Source organism: Ancylobacter amanitiformis (assembly GCF_030814815.1).
In the GTDB taxonomy this organism is placed as follows: Bacteria; Pseudomonadota; Alphaproteobacteria; order Rhizobiales; family Xanthobacteraceae; genus Ancylobacter; species Ancylobacter amanitiformis.
Window position 1 is genome coordinate 13,151 of sequence record NZ_JAUSVR010000009.1, and the last position, 17,214, is coordinate 30,364.

At 68.6% G+C, this 17,214-nt stretch carries 14 protein-coding genes; 6 read left to right on the forward strand and 8 right to left on the reverse strand.

The genetic code is table 11. The annotated features are described in order from the left end of the window. Positions 1-52: 52 nt before the first annotated feature. The gene (locus QOZ99_RS13970) at positions 53-517 is read right to left on the reverse strand and encodes a secondary thiamine-phosphate synthase enzyme YjbQ (RefSeq protein WP_306890606.1); all 465 of its coding nucleotides are present in this window, start codon (positions 515-517) and stop codon (positions 53-55) included. Positions 518-636: 119 nt separating this feature from the next. On the opposite strand from QOZ99_RS13970, the gene QOZ99_RS13975 reads away from it, so the two are divergent. Beyond that, entirely contained in the window at positions 637-1,635 is a 999-nt protein-coding gene (locus QOZ99_RS13975) for an alpha/beta hydrolase (RefSeq protein WP_306890607.1), read from the forward strand. A 51-nt stretch (positions 1,636-1,686) separates the two neighbouring features. Here QOZ99_RS13975 and QOZ99_RS13980 read toward each other — a convergent pair whose 3' ends face one another. The 3 genes from QOZ99_RS13980 to QOZ99_RS13990 all read right to left on the reverse strand — a co-directional run bounded on the left by QOZ99_RS13980 (position 1,687) and on the right by QOZ99_RS13990 (position 3,509). After that, positions 1,687-2,133, reverse strand: a complete 447-nt coding sequence (locus QOZ99_RS13980; RefSeq protein WP_306890608.1) for a hypothetical protein — start codon at positions 2,131-2,133, stop codon at positions 1,687-1,689. 152 nt (positions 2,134-2,285) lie between these two features. Continuing rightward, positions 2,286-2,900 (reverse strand): 2-hydroxychromene-2-carboxylate isomerase, encoded by a 615-nt coding sequence (locus QOZ99_RS13985; protein WP_306890609.1) that lies wholly within the window; start codon positions 2,898-2,900, stop codon positions 2,286-2,288. A gap of 177 nt (positions 2,901-3,077) precedes the next feature. Then, positions 3,078-3,509, reverse strand: coding sequence for a MerR family transcriptional regulator (locus QOZ99_RS13990; protein WP_306890610.1), 432 nt, complete (start codon positions 3,507-3,509; stop codon positions 3,078-3,080). 374 nt (positions 3,510-3,883) lie between these two features. Here QOZ99_RS13990 and QOZ99_RS13995 point away from each other — a divergent pair, with 374 nt between their 5' ends. Then, entirely contained in the window at positions 3,884-7,273 is a 3,390-nt protein-coding gene (locus QOZ99_RS13995; RefSeq protein ID WP_306890611.1) for a hypothetical protein, read from the forward strand. Between the two features lie 89 nt (positions 7,274-7,362). Here QOZ99_RS13995 and pdeM read toward each other — a convergent pair whose 3' ends face one another. From pdeM to QOZ99_RS14010, 3 genes are all read right to left on the reverse strand, one after another. Next, positions 7,363-8,091, reverse strand: coding sequence for a ligase-associated DNA damage response endonuclease PdeM (gene pdeM, locus QOZ99_RS14000; protein ID WP_306890612.1), 729 nt, complete (start codon positions 8,089-8,091; stop codon positions 7,363-7,365). Continuing rightward, a complete protein-coding gene (locus tag QOZ99_RS14005) occupies positions 8,057-10,615 on the reverse strand; it encodes a ligase-associated DNA damage response DEXH box helicase (RefSeq protein ID WP_306890613.1) in 2,559 nt (852 codons plus the stop codon). The genes pdeM and QOZ99_RS14005 overlap by 35 nt, the downstream gene beginning before the upstream one ends. 111 nt (positions 10,616-10,726) lie before the next feature. Then, complete coding sequence (locus QOZ99_RS14010; RefSeq protein WP_306890614.1) at positions 10,727-11,653, reverse strand: class I SAM-dependent methyltransferase; 927 nt, start codon at positions 11,651-11,653, stop codon at positions 10,727-10,729. A gap of 51 nt (positions 11,654-11,704) precedes the next feature. On the opposite strand from QOZ99_RS14010, the gene QOZ99_RS14015 reads away from it, so the two are divergent. Then, on the forward strand, positions 11,705-12,733 hold the full coding sequence (locus QOZ99_RS14015) for a ligase-associated DNA damage response exonuclease (protein WP_306890615.1): 1,029 nt from the start codon (positions 11,705-11,707) through the stop codon (positions 12,731-12,733). Here the strand turns inward: QOZ99_RS14015 and QOZ99_RS14020 are convergent. Then, positions 12,730-13,587, reverse strand: coding sequence for a hypothetical protein (locus QOZ99_RS14020; RefSeq protein WP_306890616.1), 858 nt, complete (start codon positions 13,585-13,587; stop codon positions 12,730-12,732). The two genes, QOZ99_RS14015 and QOZ99_RS14020, sit on opposite strands and share 4 nt — an antisense overlap. 29 nt (positions 13,588-13,616) lie before the next feature. Between QOZ99_RS14020 and QOZ99_RS14025 the strand changes: the two genes are divergently transcribed. Genes QOZ99_RS14025 through QOZ99_RS14035 form a run of 3 tightly spaced genes read left to right on the forward strand, consistent with a single transcriptional unit; the run spans position 13,617 to position 17,176 of the window. Further along, positions 13,617-15,557: a cisplatin damage response ATP-dependent DNA ligase gene (locus QOZ99_RS14025; RefSeq protein ID WP_306890768.1), complete on the forward strand. Its 1,941-nt coding sequence runs from the start codon at positions 13,617-13,619 to the stop codon at positions 15,555-15,557. Positions 15,558-15,561: 4 nt separating this feature from the next. Further along, complete coding sequence (locus QOZ99_RS14030) at positions 15,562-15,831, forward strand: DUF6460 domain-containing protein (RefSeq protein ID WP_306890617.1); 270 nt, start codon at positions 15,562-15,564, stop codon at positions 15,829-15,831. A gap of 4 nt (positions 15,832-15,835) precedes the next feature. Then, positions 15,836-17,176 carry an MATE family efflux transporter gene (locus tag QOZ99_RS14035; protein ID WP_306890618.1) on the forward strand — a complete coding sequence of 447 codons (1,341 nt, stop codon included), beginning with the start codon at positions 15,836-15,838 and terminating at the stop codon, positions 17,174-17,176. The last annotated feature ends 38 nt before the right edge of the window (positions 17,177-17,214 follow it).

Sequence of the window (17,214 nt, forward strand, 5' to 3'; positions counted from 1 at the left end):
GGCGGCCGCAATGAGCCGAAGGCGTGCTTACCGGAACCTTCCGTATCGACGTTTAGTGGGCATCGCCGACAAACGCCACCACCAATTCGCGCCGGTGCGCACGGGCCCGGTGCTCCACCAGATAAATGCCTTGCCAGGTTCCCAGCGCCATCCGCCCGCCGATGACCGGCACCGCCAGATGGATGCCGGTGAGCACGCTCTTCACATGGGCGGGCATGTCGTCGGGGCCCTCCATGTCATGCACCCAGCCCGCATCCTCGGGCGCCAGCCGGTCGAGCGCGGCGAGGAGATCGACCCGTACATCCGGGTCGGCATTCTCCTGGATGGTGAGGGAGGCGGAGGTGTGCCGGCAGAACAGGCTCACCTCGCCGTCGCGCGCGCCGGCCGACGCCAGAAACCGGCTCACCGCCTCGGTGAGGTCGGTGAATCCGCGACCTGGCGTGTCGACGCTCATCAGCATCGAGAAGCGCCGCGCCACGGGGGTTTCACGCAGTTCGCCCTGCCGGATCCTGCTCATCGTGGTGATCTTTCCCGGTCTCGAAGCTGGACGAACGCGCCCGGCTGGGGTTGGATAGAGGACATCAGCCACCGATGACAGACATCACACATCCCTCCATCATCGGAGCGTGCCCGTTCATGGCCAGCCCTCGTCTCCACAACCTCCCCGCCTCGCCCCTCATTTCCGACATCACCCTCGATCCCGCGCTGTTCGACCCGTCCGCCATCACCGCGGATACGCGGGCGGTGAATGCCGGCATCCTCAAGGCGCTCGGCGCCATAGCCGATCGTTGGGTGTTCCCCATGGCCGTGCTGCGCTCGCTGCGGCTGGAGGGCAAGGGCCCCTTCCCGCTGGCGCCGGCAAGCCCCTATGCGCAGGTCATCGCGATTGACGGCCCGCACGGACCGGTGCCGCTGCGCATCCTCACCCCGCCGACGGCGCCGAAGGGCGTTTACCTGCACATTCATGGCGGCGGCTGGTCGCTCGGCTCGGCGCGCGAGAATGATGGGCTGAACCACCGCTTCGTCGAGCGCACCGGCTTTGCCGTCGTTTCCGTCGACTACCGGCTTGCGCCCGAGCAGCCCTATCCCCGCGCGCCGGACGATTGCGAGGCCGCGGCGCTCTGGCTGGTGCGCGAGGGAATGGCGCGCTTCGGCACCGACCGTTTCGCCATTGGCGGGGAATCGGCCGGCGCCAACCTCGCCGTCGCCACGCTGCTGCGGCTGCGCGACAAGCACGGGCTCACACCCTTTCGCGGCGCCAATCTCAATGCCGGCTGCTACGACCTCGCCCTCACGCCCAGCGCGCGGCACTGGGGCGAGGCACCGCTGGTGCTCAACACACGCGACATAAGGGTGTTCGTCGGCCATTATCTGCGCGAGGGCGGCGACGTCGAAACGCCGGACATCTCGCCGCTATTCGGCGACCTCAAGGGCCTGCCACCGGCGCTGTTCACCATCGGCACCAGCGACGCCCTGCTCGACGATACGCTGTTCATGGCGCCGCGCTGGCTGGCGGCGGGCAATCCGGCGCAGCTCGCCGTCTATCCCGGCGGCTGCCATGTGTTCATCGGCTTCCCCGGCAGCCTCGCCGATCAGGCCCTCGCCCGCATCTGCGCCTTCATCAGCGGTATCTGAGACGACATCGGCGACACGGTGTCCGGCGGCTCGCGCCGGGCACCGCGTCGCTCACAGGCTCTGTTCCTGCGGCGCCGGCTCGCGGCCGCGCAGCCGCTCGACCATGTCGAAGAAGCGGCGGAAGGCGTGTTCGGCCATGTCCATCGCCTGATCGAGCCGCTTCTGCGCCTCAGCCGTGCCACTCCCCTCGCCATCCGCCGGGGGAGCGGCGGCGGGCGGTGATGCAGCAGGTGGAGATACAGCAGGTGGTGACATTTGCGGCGGCACCGGCGCGCCCATGATATCGGGCACGCCGCCGGCGCGGCCCTTTTCCAGCTCGGCGATGCGCGCGTTGAGGCGCGCGATCTCGCCCTCCAGCGCCGCCCGGTCCTCCGGCACCGCCTCGCAGACCCACGCGCCCGACTTCATGGAACAGAAGGACAGCGCGCCGCTGCGGGTGTCGAGCTTGAGCATCCCGCCATTGACCGGCTGCAGCGTGAAGCGCGGATCCGCTGCCACCGGATCCGCCGTCTGCGCGACAGCCGCGGGCATGACGTAAGAAAAGGCGAGGAGAGCCATCACGGCCAAGGCGGCAACAAAGGCTGCCACAACAGTTTGGCGCAACACGCGAACCATCTGAAAACCTCCCTTATCGCCCGGCAAGGGGCGGATCAGGGCGTCAACGGCGCCCGCCCGCTGGACAACGCGGCGTCCAGCAGTTCGATCCGATCCTGCCCCCAGAAGATCTCGCCGTCGAGCACATAGGAGGGAGAACCGAACACGTCGGCCTCCACCGCATCCGCGTGGTTGGTCTGGTAGATGGTGCGGGCCTTGTCGCTGTCCGCGGCCTCGACCAGCCCGGCCGGCAGGCCAAGCTCCGCCAGGATGAGCGCCAGCGTCGCCGGGTCGGCCAGGTTCTCCTGCCGCTGCCAGACGCCGGAACCCAGCCGCCCGACCAGCGACGCGACATCATGGCCGGCGATCTGGGCGGCGATGATCAGCCGATCGGCGAGGCCGGCATCGAACGGCCAATGCGCCGGGGCGAGGTGCAGCGCGACGCCGCGCATGTCCCGCCAGCGCTTCAGCTCCACCAGCCGGTAGCGCTGGCGCACGGGGTGGCGGCGGGGCAGCGGCAGTCCGCCGGTCTCGGCAAACAGCTCGCCCAGCAGGACGGGACGGAAATTGATGCGAAGCCCGTGCCGGTGCGCCACGTCGAGAAAGGCGGCATAGCCAAGAAAGGCCCAGGGGCTGGAAATCGAGAAATAATAGTCGATGGAACGGGACATGCGGCTCTCGGCTTGCGACTCGCGCGGAGCGCATACGCTAGCTCAACAAGGTGACAGCCGGAAACGCCCTGCCGCGGCATCAACCCGATGACCCCCGCCCAAAACGCCAGCAGCGCCCCCGAGGGAGCGCCGCCGTATGCAGGAACGAGAGGCGTGGTCCGATCGAACCGCGCCCGATCAGGCCGCGTTGCGCGTCGGGAAAGCCGCGACCATCTGGCGAAGCTCGCCGATGGCGTCCTCGATTTCCGCCTTCTGGTGTTCGAGAAGACCAAGCTGCTCGACGCACTTCTCGCGGGTCAGCGCCAGACCGCCGGCCGGCATCGGGCCGCCTTCGCGCAGGGCGACCATCGCCTTGATCTCGGCGAGGGTGAAGCCGAGCTTCTTGCCCTTGAGGATGATTTCGAGGCGCGCCCGCTCGGCGGCGCTGTAGAGGCGGGTCAGCCCTTCGCGGCGGGGAGCGAGGAGGCCCTTGTCCTCATAGAAGCGCAGGGCCCGCAGCGTCACGTCGAATTCGCGGGCGAGATCACCGATGGTGAAGAACGCCGCCTCGGACCCCGACGGGGTCACCTGATTCACTGCACGATCCGCGTCGTAAGAGGAGAAATCCATTGCCGAACTCCGTTGGTTCCGGGGGACACGTCAGGAACGTTGACCGGAGTGTTGCAGATGGGGTTCCGCTAGGGGAGAAAGTCGCACCCGACGTTAGGGAAACTTACTGTTAAACGGCGACCTAAATCATTGATTTCATTGAACGGAATACATGGCCTCCGGCGTGACGCGAAAGGCCCTTCTCCCGGGGGTAATGAGCCCTCGGGTCGGTCGGGGGCCGGTGAAGGCGCCGTGAGCGACGCAAATCAGGGTCCGCCCGAGCCTCGTTCTTAACGCCACATTTACCAAGAAAATGAACAGTCGCGCGGATGAGCCTCCGGCGCCGAGGACGGGCGATTCTCGCCATGTCGGCGCTCGACGCGACGGAGACAGTGGTGAGGCAACGGGTCCCTTCCCTGAGCGGACAGATCGCCCCCGAGGCCTGGCGGGCGATGAGCGATGCCGCTCGCCGCGCGGGGCTGCCGCTCGACGAATGGCTGAAGGCACAGCTCATCGCCTCCAATGCCGGCGTCGCGCAGACGGCCGCCGCCGCCGGCGGCTCGGTCGAGGATCTGCAGCGCCGGGTCGAGGAACTTTCGGGCGCCATCGACCGGCTGGTCGATTCCGCACCCTCGGCGATCCGGCAGGCAGAGCCCGCCGCACCAACGACCCGTCGCGCGCCGTCACCCTCGCGATCCGCCGCGCTCGCCGCCACCGATGGGCGGATCGACGCCGCCATCCGGCAGATCAATGAACGGCTCGATGCGCTGAACACGCCGCGCGCCAGCGCCCGCCAGCGCGCAGCCACGCCCCCGGGCGACGCGATTTCGCGCCCGGACAAGGTCGGCGCTCGCCATGAGGAGGCGTCGCGGGCGCGCCAGACGCCAGCGTCACCGCCCGCAAGTTCCGAGGCCACTCTGCGCCGGCGCGAGACGTCCGGGCCGGCGGCTCATAGTCCGCAGGCGATCGAGGCCGCCATTGCCGAGATCGCCGCCCGCCAGCAGGAACTCGACCACGCGGCCGGCACGCGGCCACCACGGCCCTCCTCCCCGCTGGCGCACGGCGAGCCTGTGCCCGACCCGTCTCCCCTCTTCGCGCCATCGCCGGAGCGCCCGCCCACGCGTCACCCGGTGAAGGCCGATCCGCTGGACGCGATCCAGAACGAACTCGGCGAGATGCGCCAGACCATCGCCGACCTCGCCCCCCGCCAGGCGATCGACGAGTTGCAGCGCGCCATGATGCGCCTTGCCGATCGCGCCGAGCGCACGCGGGCGGGCGACGACGACATGCGCGCCACCCTTCTCGCGCTGCGCGACATGATCGGCAATCTCAAGCGCCCCGAGCACCCGGGCGTGCTCATCACCCGGGTCGAGCAGCTCGAGCGCAAGATCGACATCGTCAATGCCAAGACGGTCGATGGCGCCGCCATTGCCCGTCTTCAGGCGCAGGCGGGCGAGATCCGCGAATTGCTGGCGCGCGCGCTGTCGACCGATGCTCTGCAGCGGCTGGCGGAGCAGGTCGCGCTGCTGGCCGGCCGCATCGGCCAGATTCCGCGCGTCGACGAAACCACCCTGCAGGCGGCCGTCGCGCCGCTGGAGCGCCGGATCGACGCGCTGGTCGAGCGGATCGACCGCCGGCCGGAGCCGGTCGTGCCGGTGGATGACATTCTCGGGCGCCTCGACACGCTGCAGAAGGAACTGGCCAGCGCCCGCCGCGAGCCACCCGCCGGCATGGAGCAGCTGTTCCGCGGCATGGCCGAGCGGCTGGAGCGCATCGAGCGGCCCATCCAGCTGCCCGATCACGGCCCGCGCTTCGATGCTCTGAGCCGGCAGGTTGCGGAAATCGCGCAGAAGCTCGACCACGCCGCGACGCCCGCCGCGCAGATCACCGGACAGCTCTCGACCATCGAGCGGGCGGTGAACGACCTTTTCATCCACATGGAGGAGACGCGCGCCACCCTCCTCGCGGCGTCCGGCGGTCGCCCGCACCCGACCGGCGGCGGGGGTGGCAGTGGTAGCGCTGGTGCTGGTGCGGGTTTGGGCGACGCCCATGCGCTGCTCAAGCGCGAGATCGCCGCCATCGAGGCTGCACGCGCTTCCGCGCGCCCGCCCCACGCCAACACCGCTCCGTCCTCGCCGGCATTGCGGAATCCCGACGCACCGGCTCACGCAGCCATCCCGGCGGCGCCCGCGCGACAGGCCGGCCCGCAGCCCAGTTTCACCCCGCCGCCGGCCTCGATTCCGAAGCCGTTCGAGCCGCAGCTGATGCGCGCGGCGCTGGAGGAGCTCGCCCGCTCGCCGCAGGTGGCGACCGCCTATGCGGGACCGCTCGCTTACGAGCCGGCTGACGACGAGACCGCGACCTACGCTCCCGAGGAGGGGCTCCAAGAGAGGCTCCAAGAGGCGTTCCAAGAGACGCCGCAAGACGGGCCCGAGGACGCCCCCGAGCACGCCCCCAAGCATGCTCCCAAGCATGCCTCCGAGACATCGCGCCGTGTGCCCGGGGCGCTCGGCGACGCGTTCGATCTTCCCGGCGCGCCCGAGGTTCGGGCGCCGCACGGCCCGGCCGGCTCTCCCGGCGCCGCTGGCGCGCCGAGCCGCGCGCATTTCATCGCCCAGGCCCGCCGCGCGACCCAGCCCGGCACGCGCGACCGGGCCGACCCGGCCGGCCGCCACGGCGAGCGCGGATCACCGGCGGCGCGCAACCCGGCCCGCTGGGCGGCCCGCATCCGCGCCATGCTGCTCATCGGGGCGTGCGGTTCGGCCCTTGCCTATGGCTCGTGGCACGTCCTCGGCACGATGCGCGAGGGGCAACTGCGTGCCGGAGCGCCCACCCCCGCCGGTAGCCAGCCCACACTGGCGCGCCCGGGCGCATCAAGCCTGCCGCCGGGCGCAGCGCCGCTGCCCGACGATATTACCGGCTCGATCGGCAATGGCCCGCGCGGCGCGCCGGCCGGCCCGCCCTCCGCCCTGCCAATGCCGGCCGTGCCGCCGGCGGCCCCGTCCCAGATCGCTCCATCCCAGGCTGCTCCAACTCAGGTCGCTCCAACTCAGGCAGCCCCGAACCTTGCGCCCGGCCCCTCCAGCATGGCCGGGCCGGAGGATCTCCCCCTCGCCATCGGCAGCCAGGGGCTGCGATCGGCCGCGCTCTCGGGCGATGCCGGCGCCGCGTTCGAGGTCGCCAACCGTTTCCAGCAGGGAATCGGCGTGCCGCCCAGCGCCGCGCGTGCCGCGCAATGGTTCGCCTTCGCCGCCGATTGCGGCTCCATACCCGCCGCCTATCGTCTTGGCGCGCTCTATGAGAAGGGTGCCGCCGGCGTGCCGCGCGACCTCGCGCGCGCCCGCACCCTCTATGAGCAGGCGGCGCGAGCGGGCAACCTGCACGCCATGCACAATCTGGGTGTGCTGCTGGCCTCGGGCACGAATGGCCCGCCGGACTACGCCCAGGCGGCGACCTGGTTCACCAGCGCGGCCGAGCACGGCCTGCGCGACAGCCAGTTCAACCTCGCCATTCTTTATGCGCGCGGCTTCGGCGTCGTGGCGGATCCGGTGCAGGCGTGGCGCTGGTTCGCGCTGGCGGCGGCGGCCGGCGACGCACAGGCCGCGGCCAAGCGCGACGCCATCGGCGTGATGCTCGATCCCAGATCGCTCGCCGCCGCCCGCCTCGCGGTGCAGGGCTGGACGCCCGTGATGGCGGATGCCCGCGCCAATGAAGGCACCGGGCCGGAGGCGGGCAAGGCCGCGGACCCCGCAGCCACCGTGCCGCGCAAGACCGCGTTGCGCTGAACATCGCACGGCGTTGGAAATCGCGCGGCACGGAAATAGGCGGAAGATGGACCGCCCGGAGCCGGAAGCGCGAAGGCGGGTGCCCGGGTTCAGTGATCGGGCAGGCAGGCGTCGTGCGCGAAGCGGTAGATGCGCGCGCCGCCGGCCAGATGCGCGGCAAAGGCGCCGGCAAACAGCCCCTCGATCGCGGGGTCGCGCACGTTGAGGCCGCCGGCATAGGCCCCCAGCGCCGGCATGACCAGGCGCGTGCCGTCCGTGGCGAAGCAGCGCCGGCGCAGGCTCTGGCCGCGCACCAGAAGGCGGGCGACCGGGTGCAGGTGCCCGGCGATCTCGCCCTCGCTGTCGCCGGCCCGGGGTTCGTGACGCAGGGAGATCGGGCCGATCGTCAGTTCGTTCACATGGCTGCCGCCGAGCCCCGGCATCGGGTCGGGGTCGTGATTGCCGGCGACCCAGATCATTTCGCGCCCGCGCAGCAGGCGGGCGAGCGCCCCGCGCTCCTCGCTGCCGAGGCGTTCGGCGCCGCGTCGGTCATGGAAGCTGTCGCCGAGCGAAACCACCGCGCGCGGGCGCCAGCGATCGACGATCTGCGCCAGCACGGCCAGCGTGGCGCGGCTGTCATAGGGCGGCAGCAATGCGCCCCGCGCCGCCAGCGCCGAGCCTTTTTCCAGATGCAGGTCGGCAACGATGACGAGACGCTCGGCCGCCCAATAGATGGCCCCGGCGGGATCCAGCACGAGACGCGCACCGGCAAGCGGAAGCCCCCCCTCCGCCTGCCGTTCGATGTCATAACGCACGGCACGAACCGTCGTCGACGTCACGCGTCGCCTCCCTGATCAGTTCTTCCTCGGCTTCGGCCAGCAAAGCCTCGCTCGCGTCGCCCGCCACCCTCTCGCGGCCGATTTCCAGCATCACGGGCACGGCAAGGGGCGAAACGCGCGGCAGTGCAATATGATCGATTCGCCCCGAAATTCGAACCAACATGTCGGACAGACGGCGAATATCCAGAAGCCCTGTTGCCGCATCCGCACGGGCGGCGCGCAGCAGCACATGGCCCGGCTCATGTCGGCGCAGCACGTCGTAGACCAGGTCGGTCGACATGGTCACCTGCCGCGCGTTCTTCTCCTTTCCGGGAAAGCGCCGCTCGATCAGCCCGGCAATGACCGCGCATTGGCGGAAGGTGCGCTTCATCAGCGCGGATTCGTCCAGCCATTCTTCCAGGTCGTCGCCCAGCATGTCGGCATCGAACAGCGCGTCGAGGTCGAGCCGGCCCTGCGCGATGGCAAGCGACAGGTCGGAAACGCCATAGATCGCCAGCGCATAGTCGTTCGCCATGAAGCCGAGCGGGTTCAGCCGCAACCGGTCGAGCCGGCGCGTCAGCAGCATGCCGAGCGTCTGGTGCGCGAGCCGTCCCTCGAACGGATAGGCGACCAGATAATGCCGCCCGCCACGCGGAAAGGTCTCGATCAGCAGGTCGTCGCGTCCCGGCAGCCGCGAGCGCAGCTTCTGCAGGTCCAGCCATTCATGCACCTGCGCCGGCAGGCTCGACCAGCGCGCCGGGTCGGCCAGCAGGGCTCGCACGCCCGAGGCGAGGAAGGTGGAGAGCGGAAACTTGCCGCCGGCATAGGAGGGCACTTTCGGGTCGGTGGCGCTGGTGCGGGCAACGCGCACCTCGTCCTCCACGATGGCCAGATATTGCAGCACCTCGCCGGCGAAGACGAACGTGTCGCCCGGGCTCAGCATCTCGACGAAATATTCCTCCACCTCGCCCAGCACCCGCCCGCCGAACCGCGATTTCGCGCTGGTGAGGCGCACCTTGAGCATGGAGGATTCCACGATGGTGCCGACATTCAGCCGGTATTGCTGCGCCACCCCGGGGTTGGCGACGCGCCAGCGCCCATCCTTGCGCGGGCGGATGCGGGCGAAGCGCTCATAGGCGCGCAGCGCATAGCCGCCGGTGGCGACGAAATCGACCACGTCGTCGAAATCCGCCCGCGCCAGCCCGGCATAGGGCTCGGCGGACGTCACCTCGGCATAGAGCTCGTCCACGGCGAAAGGCTCGGCGCAGGCCATGCCGAGCACATGCTGGGCCAGCACGTCCAGCGCCCCGCGGCGCTCCACCGCGCCATCCTGCGCGCCCGCGCGCACCGCCTCCAGCGCGGCGCGGCATTCCAGCACCTCGAAGCGGTTCGCCGGCACCAGCACGGCGCGCGAGGGCTCGTCCAGCCGGTGATTGGCCCGACCGATGCGCTGCATCAGCCGCGAGGAGCCCTTGGGCGCGCCGACATTCACCACCAGATCGACCGCGCCCCAGTCGATACCCAGATCCAGCGAGGAGGTGCACACCACCGCCTTCAGCTTCCCCTCGCCCATCGCCGCCTCCACGCGCCGGCGCTGCGAGACATCGAGCGAGCCGTGATGCAGCGCGATCGGCAGATTGGCGTCGTTGATGCGCCACAGCTCCTGGAACAGAAGTTCCGCCTGCATGCGCGTGTTGACGAAGACCAGCGTCGTCGTATTGGCGACGATCAGCGCGTAGATCTCTTTCAGCGAATGGCGCGCCGTGTGCCCGGCCCAGGGCACATGGGCGACGCTCTCCAGCATGGAGAGCTCAGGCGCGGCGCCCGCCTCGGCGATGACCAGATCGCCCATCTCCCGCGCGCCCATCTCTTGCGCGCCCGCCCCCTCCGCGCGCCTTTGCGGCACCAGCCAGCGGCGCAGCGTCTGCGGATCCGCCACGGTGGCGGAGAGACCGACGGTCTGCACGCCGGGCGCCAGCCGCCGCAGCCGCGCGAGGCCGAGCGCGAGCAGGTCGCCGCGCTTCGAGCCGGCCAGCGCGTGCAGTTCGTCGAGCACGATGCGCTTCAGGTCGCCGAACAGATGGGCCGCATCGCCCGAGGCGATGAGCAGCGCGATCTGCTCGGGCGTGGTGAGCAGGATGTCCGGCGGATCGCGCCGCTGGCGCTGGCGGCGCGAGGCGGGCGTGTCGCCGGTGCGCGTCTCGATGCGGATGGGCAGGCCCATCTCCGCCGCCGGCCGCTCCAGATTGCGCGCGACATCCACGGCCAGCGCCTTGAGCGGGGAAATATAGAGCGTGTGAAGGCCGGGCGGGCGCGGGCTGTTGCTGCGCCGCTGCGCGCGCGCCGCCAGCTCGATCAGGCTCGGCAGGAAGCCGGCCAGCGTCTTGCCGGCGCCGGTGGGCGCGATCAGCAGCGTGGAGCGGCCGAGCCGCGCCTTGGCGATCAGGTCCAGCTGATGCGCGCGAGGGGCCCAGCCGCGGCTGGCGAACCAGCCCGCGAACGGGTCGGGCAGCAGGGCGATCTCGTCGGCGCGGTCGAAATCCATGATCGGCACCGCGAGAAGCTAATGCGTCGGCGCGCAATTGCGAGGGGCTCTGGAGACGGAAAGAGAACGCGTGACCCGATCCGATGGCACGACCATGCGATCGGCGGTGCTCTAAGCGCGCCGCGCCACCACCACCAGTCCCGGCACCGGCTTTTCCTTCTCGGTGCGGGTCGAGGCCGCGTCACAGGATACCAGCACCAGCCCGGCACCCGCCAGCGTGGCGCGCACATAAGCTTCCCCATGGGCGAAACGCAGCGTGTCGCGCAGCAGGATGCCCTCGCCCGCATGCGTCTCCACGGTGAAGGCGGAGAGCCCGCCCGGTTCCAGCACGCGCCGGGTCTCGGCCAGGATGGGGCCGAGATCACCCAGATAGCAGAAGGCATCGCCGGCGAAGATCAGGTCGACATCCTCGCCCGGACGCTCCTTGAGGAAGGCGACCATCTCCCCCGCCACCGCCCGCTCATAAAGGCCGCGCCTCGCGGCCAGCGCGATCATGTTGGGCGAGAGGTCGACGCCCTCCATCGCCCCGACATGGTCGGCCAGCAGCAATGCCACCAGCCCGGTGCCGCAGCCCAGATCCAGCCCGCGCGCGAAGGCGTAGGGCCGCCCGAGCGCCGCGCAGGCCGCCGCCAGCGCTTCATCGATCAATTCCGGCCCGCGATAGGACAGCCGCGCCAGCGCGGCGTCGAAGCGCTCGGCATATTGATCGAACAGCGTGCGCACATAGGCTTCGCTCATGCCCGGCTCGGCAGTGCCGCCGAGCCGGGCGACGCGCAGCCCGGCGCCGAGCGTGTCGCCGGGATCGAGGATCAGCGCCTGCCGGTAGGCTTCCAGCGCGCGAGAAGCATCATCACCCGCCTCGCGCGCCTCGCCGAGCAGGAACCAGCCCGGCGCGTAATGCGGCGCGCGCGCCATCGCCTCATCCAGCAATTGCGCGGCGTCGGCCGGGTTGCCCTCCGCCAGCAGCGCGCGCGCCCAGTCGAGCCGGCGGTCGACCAAGGGGTCCCCGGAGGAAAGAAACAGCCGGCCGGCGCTCATGATGGGGGGCTCTCGCGAAAAGGCGGTGGGGCGCCCTATATAGGTTCCGCGATGCGCCCGGAAGAGCTTCTCCATTCGACCCCGCAGGGCCTCTACTCGCCCGCCGGCGGCTTCTACATCGATCCCACGCGCCCGGTTCCCCGCGCGCTGATCACCCATGGCCATTCCGACCATGCCCGCGCCGGCCATGGCGCCGTGATGGCGACGCGCGAGACGCTCGACATCATGGCGATCCGCTATGGCGACGCCTTCGCCGGCGCGACGCAGGCCGCGCGCTTTGGCGAGCAGCTGGTGGTGAACGGCGTCGGCGTCACTTTCCACCCGGCCGGGCATATTCTGGGCAGCGCGCAGATCGCGCTGGAATGGAAGGGCTGCACCATCGTCGCCTCGGGCGACTACAAGCCGGGCGCCGACCCCACCGCCGCGCCGTTCGAGCCGGTGCGCTGCCATGTGTTCATCTCGGAAGCGACGTTCGGCCTGCCGGTGTTCCGCCATCCCGATCCGCTCAAAGAGACGGGAAAGCTCACCGCCTCGCTCGCCCTCTTTCCGGATCGGGCGCATCTGGTCGGCGCCTATGCGCTCGGCAAGGCGCAGCGGGTGATGGCGCTGCTGCGCGCCGCCGGCTACACCCGACCCATTCTCCTGCATGGCGCGATGGAGCGGCTGACGGCCTATTACGCATCGAGAGGCATCGATCTGGGTGAGGTTCGCCCCGCCCGCGACGCGACCCCGACGGAGCGGGCCGGCGCGGTGGTGATCTGCCCGCCCAGCGCGTTGAGCGATGTATGGTCGCGCCGGTTCGGCGATCCCGTCACCGCCTTCGCCTCGGGCTGGATGCGCATCCGCGCCCGCGCCCGGCAGAACGGCGTGGAACTGCCGCTGATCCTTTCCGACCATGCGGACTGGGACGACCTCCAGGCCTCCATCCTTGCCACCGGCTGCGAGGAACTGTGGGTCACGCACGGGCAGGAGGACGCGCTGGTGCACTGGGCGGGGCTGGCCGGCCTGCGCGCCCGCCCGCTGCACATGGTGGGCTATGGCGAGGAGGAACGAGACACCTCAATCACATTTTCAGATTAGGCCTTATTTGATCTATCACGCCTCATTTGATCGAGAAGATCGAATATTTCCTCATATTCAATATTCTCCACTTCTTTACCCCAATTAACAGAACCTCCGCTTATCGTGACAAACGAGCGAACTATCTCCTTTCCGTGAGATCTGTCATTGAATGTAGTTGCCAAAACCCTCGAAATGACACGTCGCCACATGCTAATTTCTACATCTGCTTCTTTAAGTCTCTTAACTAGAAGTAGTTTAAGTATATTTATTCTGTTTTCATATTTCTTTTTTTCAGCATCATTTTTACCAGAGATAACTTCAAGTCTATTTGAAAGTTCTTCAGTTTTTTCAATTGATGCTGAAAGTTTTCTTTCTATATAATACGTAATGATAGAGAAAACTAAACCAGTAAACAACACCCTCAGAATGTTGTCTATTATTACATTGTAATATGAAAAACCTCCACCAAAATTCAAATCATATCCAAATGGAGCAGATATTATTTTAATATTTCTTTCTGTAATTTCTCCTGATGACTCAACAATTAACACACCACTACTAGATGAGTCAGTCGACTTGAATGACAAAATAAATCCATCATATCCGTCATTTTTTACATCTATTCTATAGATATTATTTTTATCTATTACAGATATATTTTTTGAACTAGAAATTCTTATTTCGAATTCGTTTTCAAATTTTCTACTCCAGTTTTCTACTATGAATATAAGTTTCTGTTTTTCTTCATTGTTCAATGGCAATATTTTTATTTCTCCATTTTTTATGTACAGGTCAGCCAATAAACCGAGAGAAAATGTCAAAAATGACAACAAAATTCCGGCTAAAATCGCCGATTTAACTTCCTTGCCCATACTGCCCCTCCCAACACCTGAACTGAATGATGAACCGATTCGCCGCCCTGCTCGACCGCCTCGCCTATGAGCCGCGCCGCAACGGCAAGATCGCGCTGATCGCCGATTATTTCCGCCACACGCCCGATCCCGAGCGCGGATGGGCGCTCGCCGCGCTGACCGGCGCGCTCACCTTCCGCAATGCCAAGGCGGGGCTGATCCGCCAGCTCATCAGTGAGCGCACCGACCCGGTGCTGTTCGCGCTCTCCTACGACTATGTCGGCGACCTCTCCGAGACCGTCGCGCTGATGTGGCCGGCCCCGCCGCGGCGGGGCGGGGAAGCCCCCTCACCCAACCCTCTCCCCCAGGGGGAGAGGGCTTTGGCAGCGCCCCCCTCACCCAACCCTCTCCCCCAGAAGGAGAGGGCTTTGGAAGCGCCCCCCTCACCCAACCCTCTCCCCATGGGGGAGAGGGCTTTCCCCGCCGCGCGACCGGCCCCCTCGCCCCCACGGGGAGAGGGCTGGGGTGAGGGGGAAGCGCACTCGGCAGGTGAATCGGGACGTGAGGAGGAGGACGTGCCGCTCTCGGCGATCGTCCACGCCTTCACCCATATGGGCCGCGCCGAACTGCCCGCCGTGCTCGCCGCCCTGCTGGACCGGCTGGACGAGACGGGGCGCTGGGCGCTGCTCAAGCTCATTACCGGCGGCCTGCGCATCGGTGTCTCGGCCCGCCTCGCCAAGACGGCGGTGGCGACGCTGGGAAGCCTCGCGCCGGACGATATCGAACTGGTCTGGCCGGGGATGGCCCCTCCCTATGAGAGCCTGTTCGCCTGGGCGGAGGGAACCGGCCCGCGCCCTGAGACCGACGACCCCGCCCCGTTCCGCCCCGTCATGCTGTCCCATCCGATCGAGGATGCGGATTTCGCCGCGCTCGACCCCGCCGCTTTCCGCGCCGAATGGAAATGGGACGGCATCCGCGTGCAGGCGGTGCGCGGGGCGGACGGGCGGCATGTCACGCGGCTCTACAGCCGCACCGGCGAGGATATCTCGCCGGCCTTCCCCGACCTTGCCGGCGCGCTCGGCTTCGATGGCGCGGTGGATGGCGAATTGCTGATCCTGCGCGAGGGGCGCGTACAATCCTTCAACGTGCTGCAGCAGAGGCTCAACCGGAAGTCCGTCTCGCCCAAGCTCGTCGCCGAGTTCCCCGCCCATATCCGCGCCTATGATCTGCTGTTCGCAGGGGGCGAGGATCTGCGCGGACTGCCCTTCGAGACCCGCCGCGCCCGGCTGGAGGCGCTGCTTGCCGCCCATCCCGCCGAGGGCCGGCTCGACCTCTCTCCCCTCGTGCCCTTCACCCGTTGGGAGGACCTTGCCGCCGCCCGCGCCGACCCGGGAGCCCATGGCGCGGGCGCGGATGCCGAGGCGGTGGAGGGCGTGATGCTGAAGCGCGCCGACAGCCCCTATCTGCCCGGCCGCCCCAGGGGGCCATGGTGGAAATGGAAGCGCGATCCGCACAGCGTGGATGCCGTGCTGATGTATGCCCAGCGCGGCCACGGCAAGCGCTCCTCCTTCTATTCCGACTACACGTTCGGGGTGTGGACGGGGGAAACCTCGGGGACGGGGGAACTGGTGCCGGTCGGCAAGGCCTATTTCGGCTTCACGGATGCCGAACTCGCCGAGATCGACCGTTTCGTGCGGCGCAACACCGTCAATCGCTTCGGGCCGGTACGCGAAGTGGTGCACACGGCGAGCGAGGGGCTGGTGCTGGAAGTCGCGTTCGAGGGGCTCGCGCGCTCCCCCCGCCACCGCTCGGGCCTGGCCATGCGCTTCCCCCGCGTCGCCCGCCTGCGCTGGGACAAGCCGCCCGGCGAGGCCGACCGGCTGGCGACGCTGGAGGCGATGATCGGCACGGGGGATGGCGAGCGCGCGCGCGCTCCCCGCCGCCCCTCCCGCGTGGTAGGGAAGCGGCCGGCAGCATCCGAGGGAGCGTGAGTCGATGGCCGAGAACCCGTTCGCCCGCTGGATGGGCGGTTCACCCCTATGGGTGCTCATGCGGCTGCTGCTGCTCTCGCTGGTGGTCGGCGTCATTCTCTCCGCGCTCGGGCTGGACCCGATGAACATCTTCACCAGCCTGGAGCGGCTGGTGCGCAACCTGTTCAGCTTCGGCTTCGACACGATCGAGCGGCTGTGGCGCTACGTGGTGCTCGGCGCGGTGATCGTCATTCCGCTCTGGCTCATCACCCGCCTCGCCAACCGGGGCAAGTAGGCCGGTGAATTTCGCGCCCGCCGGCCGGGTGGAGGTCACCTCCCGGCGCTTCCTCACCCTCGCGCTGCCCGCCACGCTGGCGCAGATGACGACGCCGCTGCTCGGCCTGGTGGCCACCGGCGCCATCGGCCGGCTGGGCGATGCGGTGCTGCTCGGCGCGGTGGCGGTCGGGGCGCTGCTGTTCGACTTCGCCTTCTGGATCTTCGGCTCGCTGCGCATGGGCACGGCGGGGCTGACGGCGCAGGCGCTCGGGCGCGGCGAGAGCGTGGAACTGCGCGCCGTGCTGTACCGCGCGCTGGTCATTTCCGCCGCCATCGGCCTTGCGCTGATCGCGCTCAACGGGCCGATCGGCACCGCCGCCTTCACCCTGATGGGGGCGAGCGAGGGCGTGCATGCCGCCGCCGCGCTGTATTTCTCGGTGCGTATTCTCTCGGCGCCGTTCGCCATCGGCAATTTCGCCCTGCTGGGCTGGCTGGTCGGCATTGCCCGCACCGATATCGGCCTCGGGCTGCAAATCCTGATCGCCGGCGTGAACGCGGCGGCGACCGTGCTGCTCGTGCTCTACTGGGATTTCGGCATTGCCGGCGCGGCGGCCGCCAACGTGCTGGCCGAGATCACCGGCACGCTGTTCGGCCTGGGCGCCGCCGCTCGGCTGATGGGATCGGGCTGGCGCGCGCCGTGGAGCGCGGTGCTCGACCGCGCCCGGCTGGTCGAGACCCTCGCCGTCAACAGCGACATCATGATCCGCACCGGCCTGCTGATGGCGGTGCTGGTGTTCTTCACCAGCCAGGGCGCGCGGGCGGACGACGTGACGCTGGCCGCCAATGCCGTGCTGTTCAACATCGTCATGGTCGCCGCCTTCTTCCTGGATGGCTTTGCCACCGCCGCCGAGCAGATCTGCGGCCAGAGCGTGGGGGCAAAGGATCATCCCGGCTTCCGCCGCGCCGTGCGGATGGCGCTCGGCTGGGGCTTCGGCTTCGCGCTGCCGGCGACGCTGGCGCTGGTCCTGTGGGGCGGTGCGTTCATCGACCTGCTCACCGCCAATCCGGAGGTTCGCGCGCTGGGCCGCGAATTCCTGCCGCTGGCCGCGCTGACGCCGCTCGCCGGTGTCGCCGCCTTCGCCTATGACGGCATCTATGCCGGCTCCACATGGTCGCGCGACATGCGCAACATGATGCTTCCGGCGGTGGCGCTGTATTTCCTCGTCTGGTGGCTCACCCTGCCGCTCGGCAATACCGGGCTGTGGCTCGCCTATCTCGCCTTCATGGGCGGGCGCGGCCTGTTCCAGGCGCTGCGCATGCCGGCGCTGGAGCGGCGCACCTTTGCCAAATCGGCCCCGGCTTGACCATTGACGGGCGCGGCGGGAGGATCACCGCCACGGCC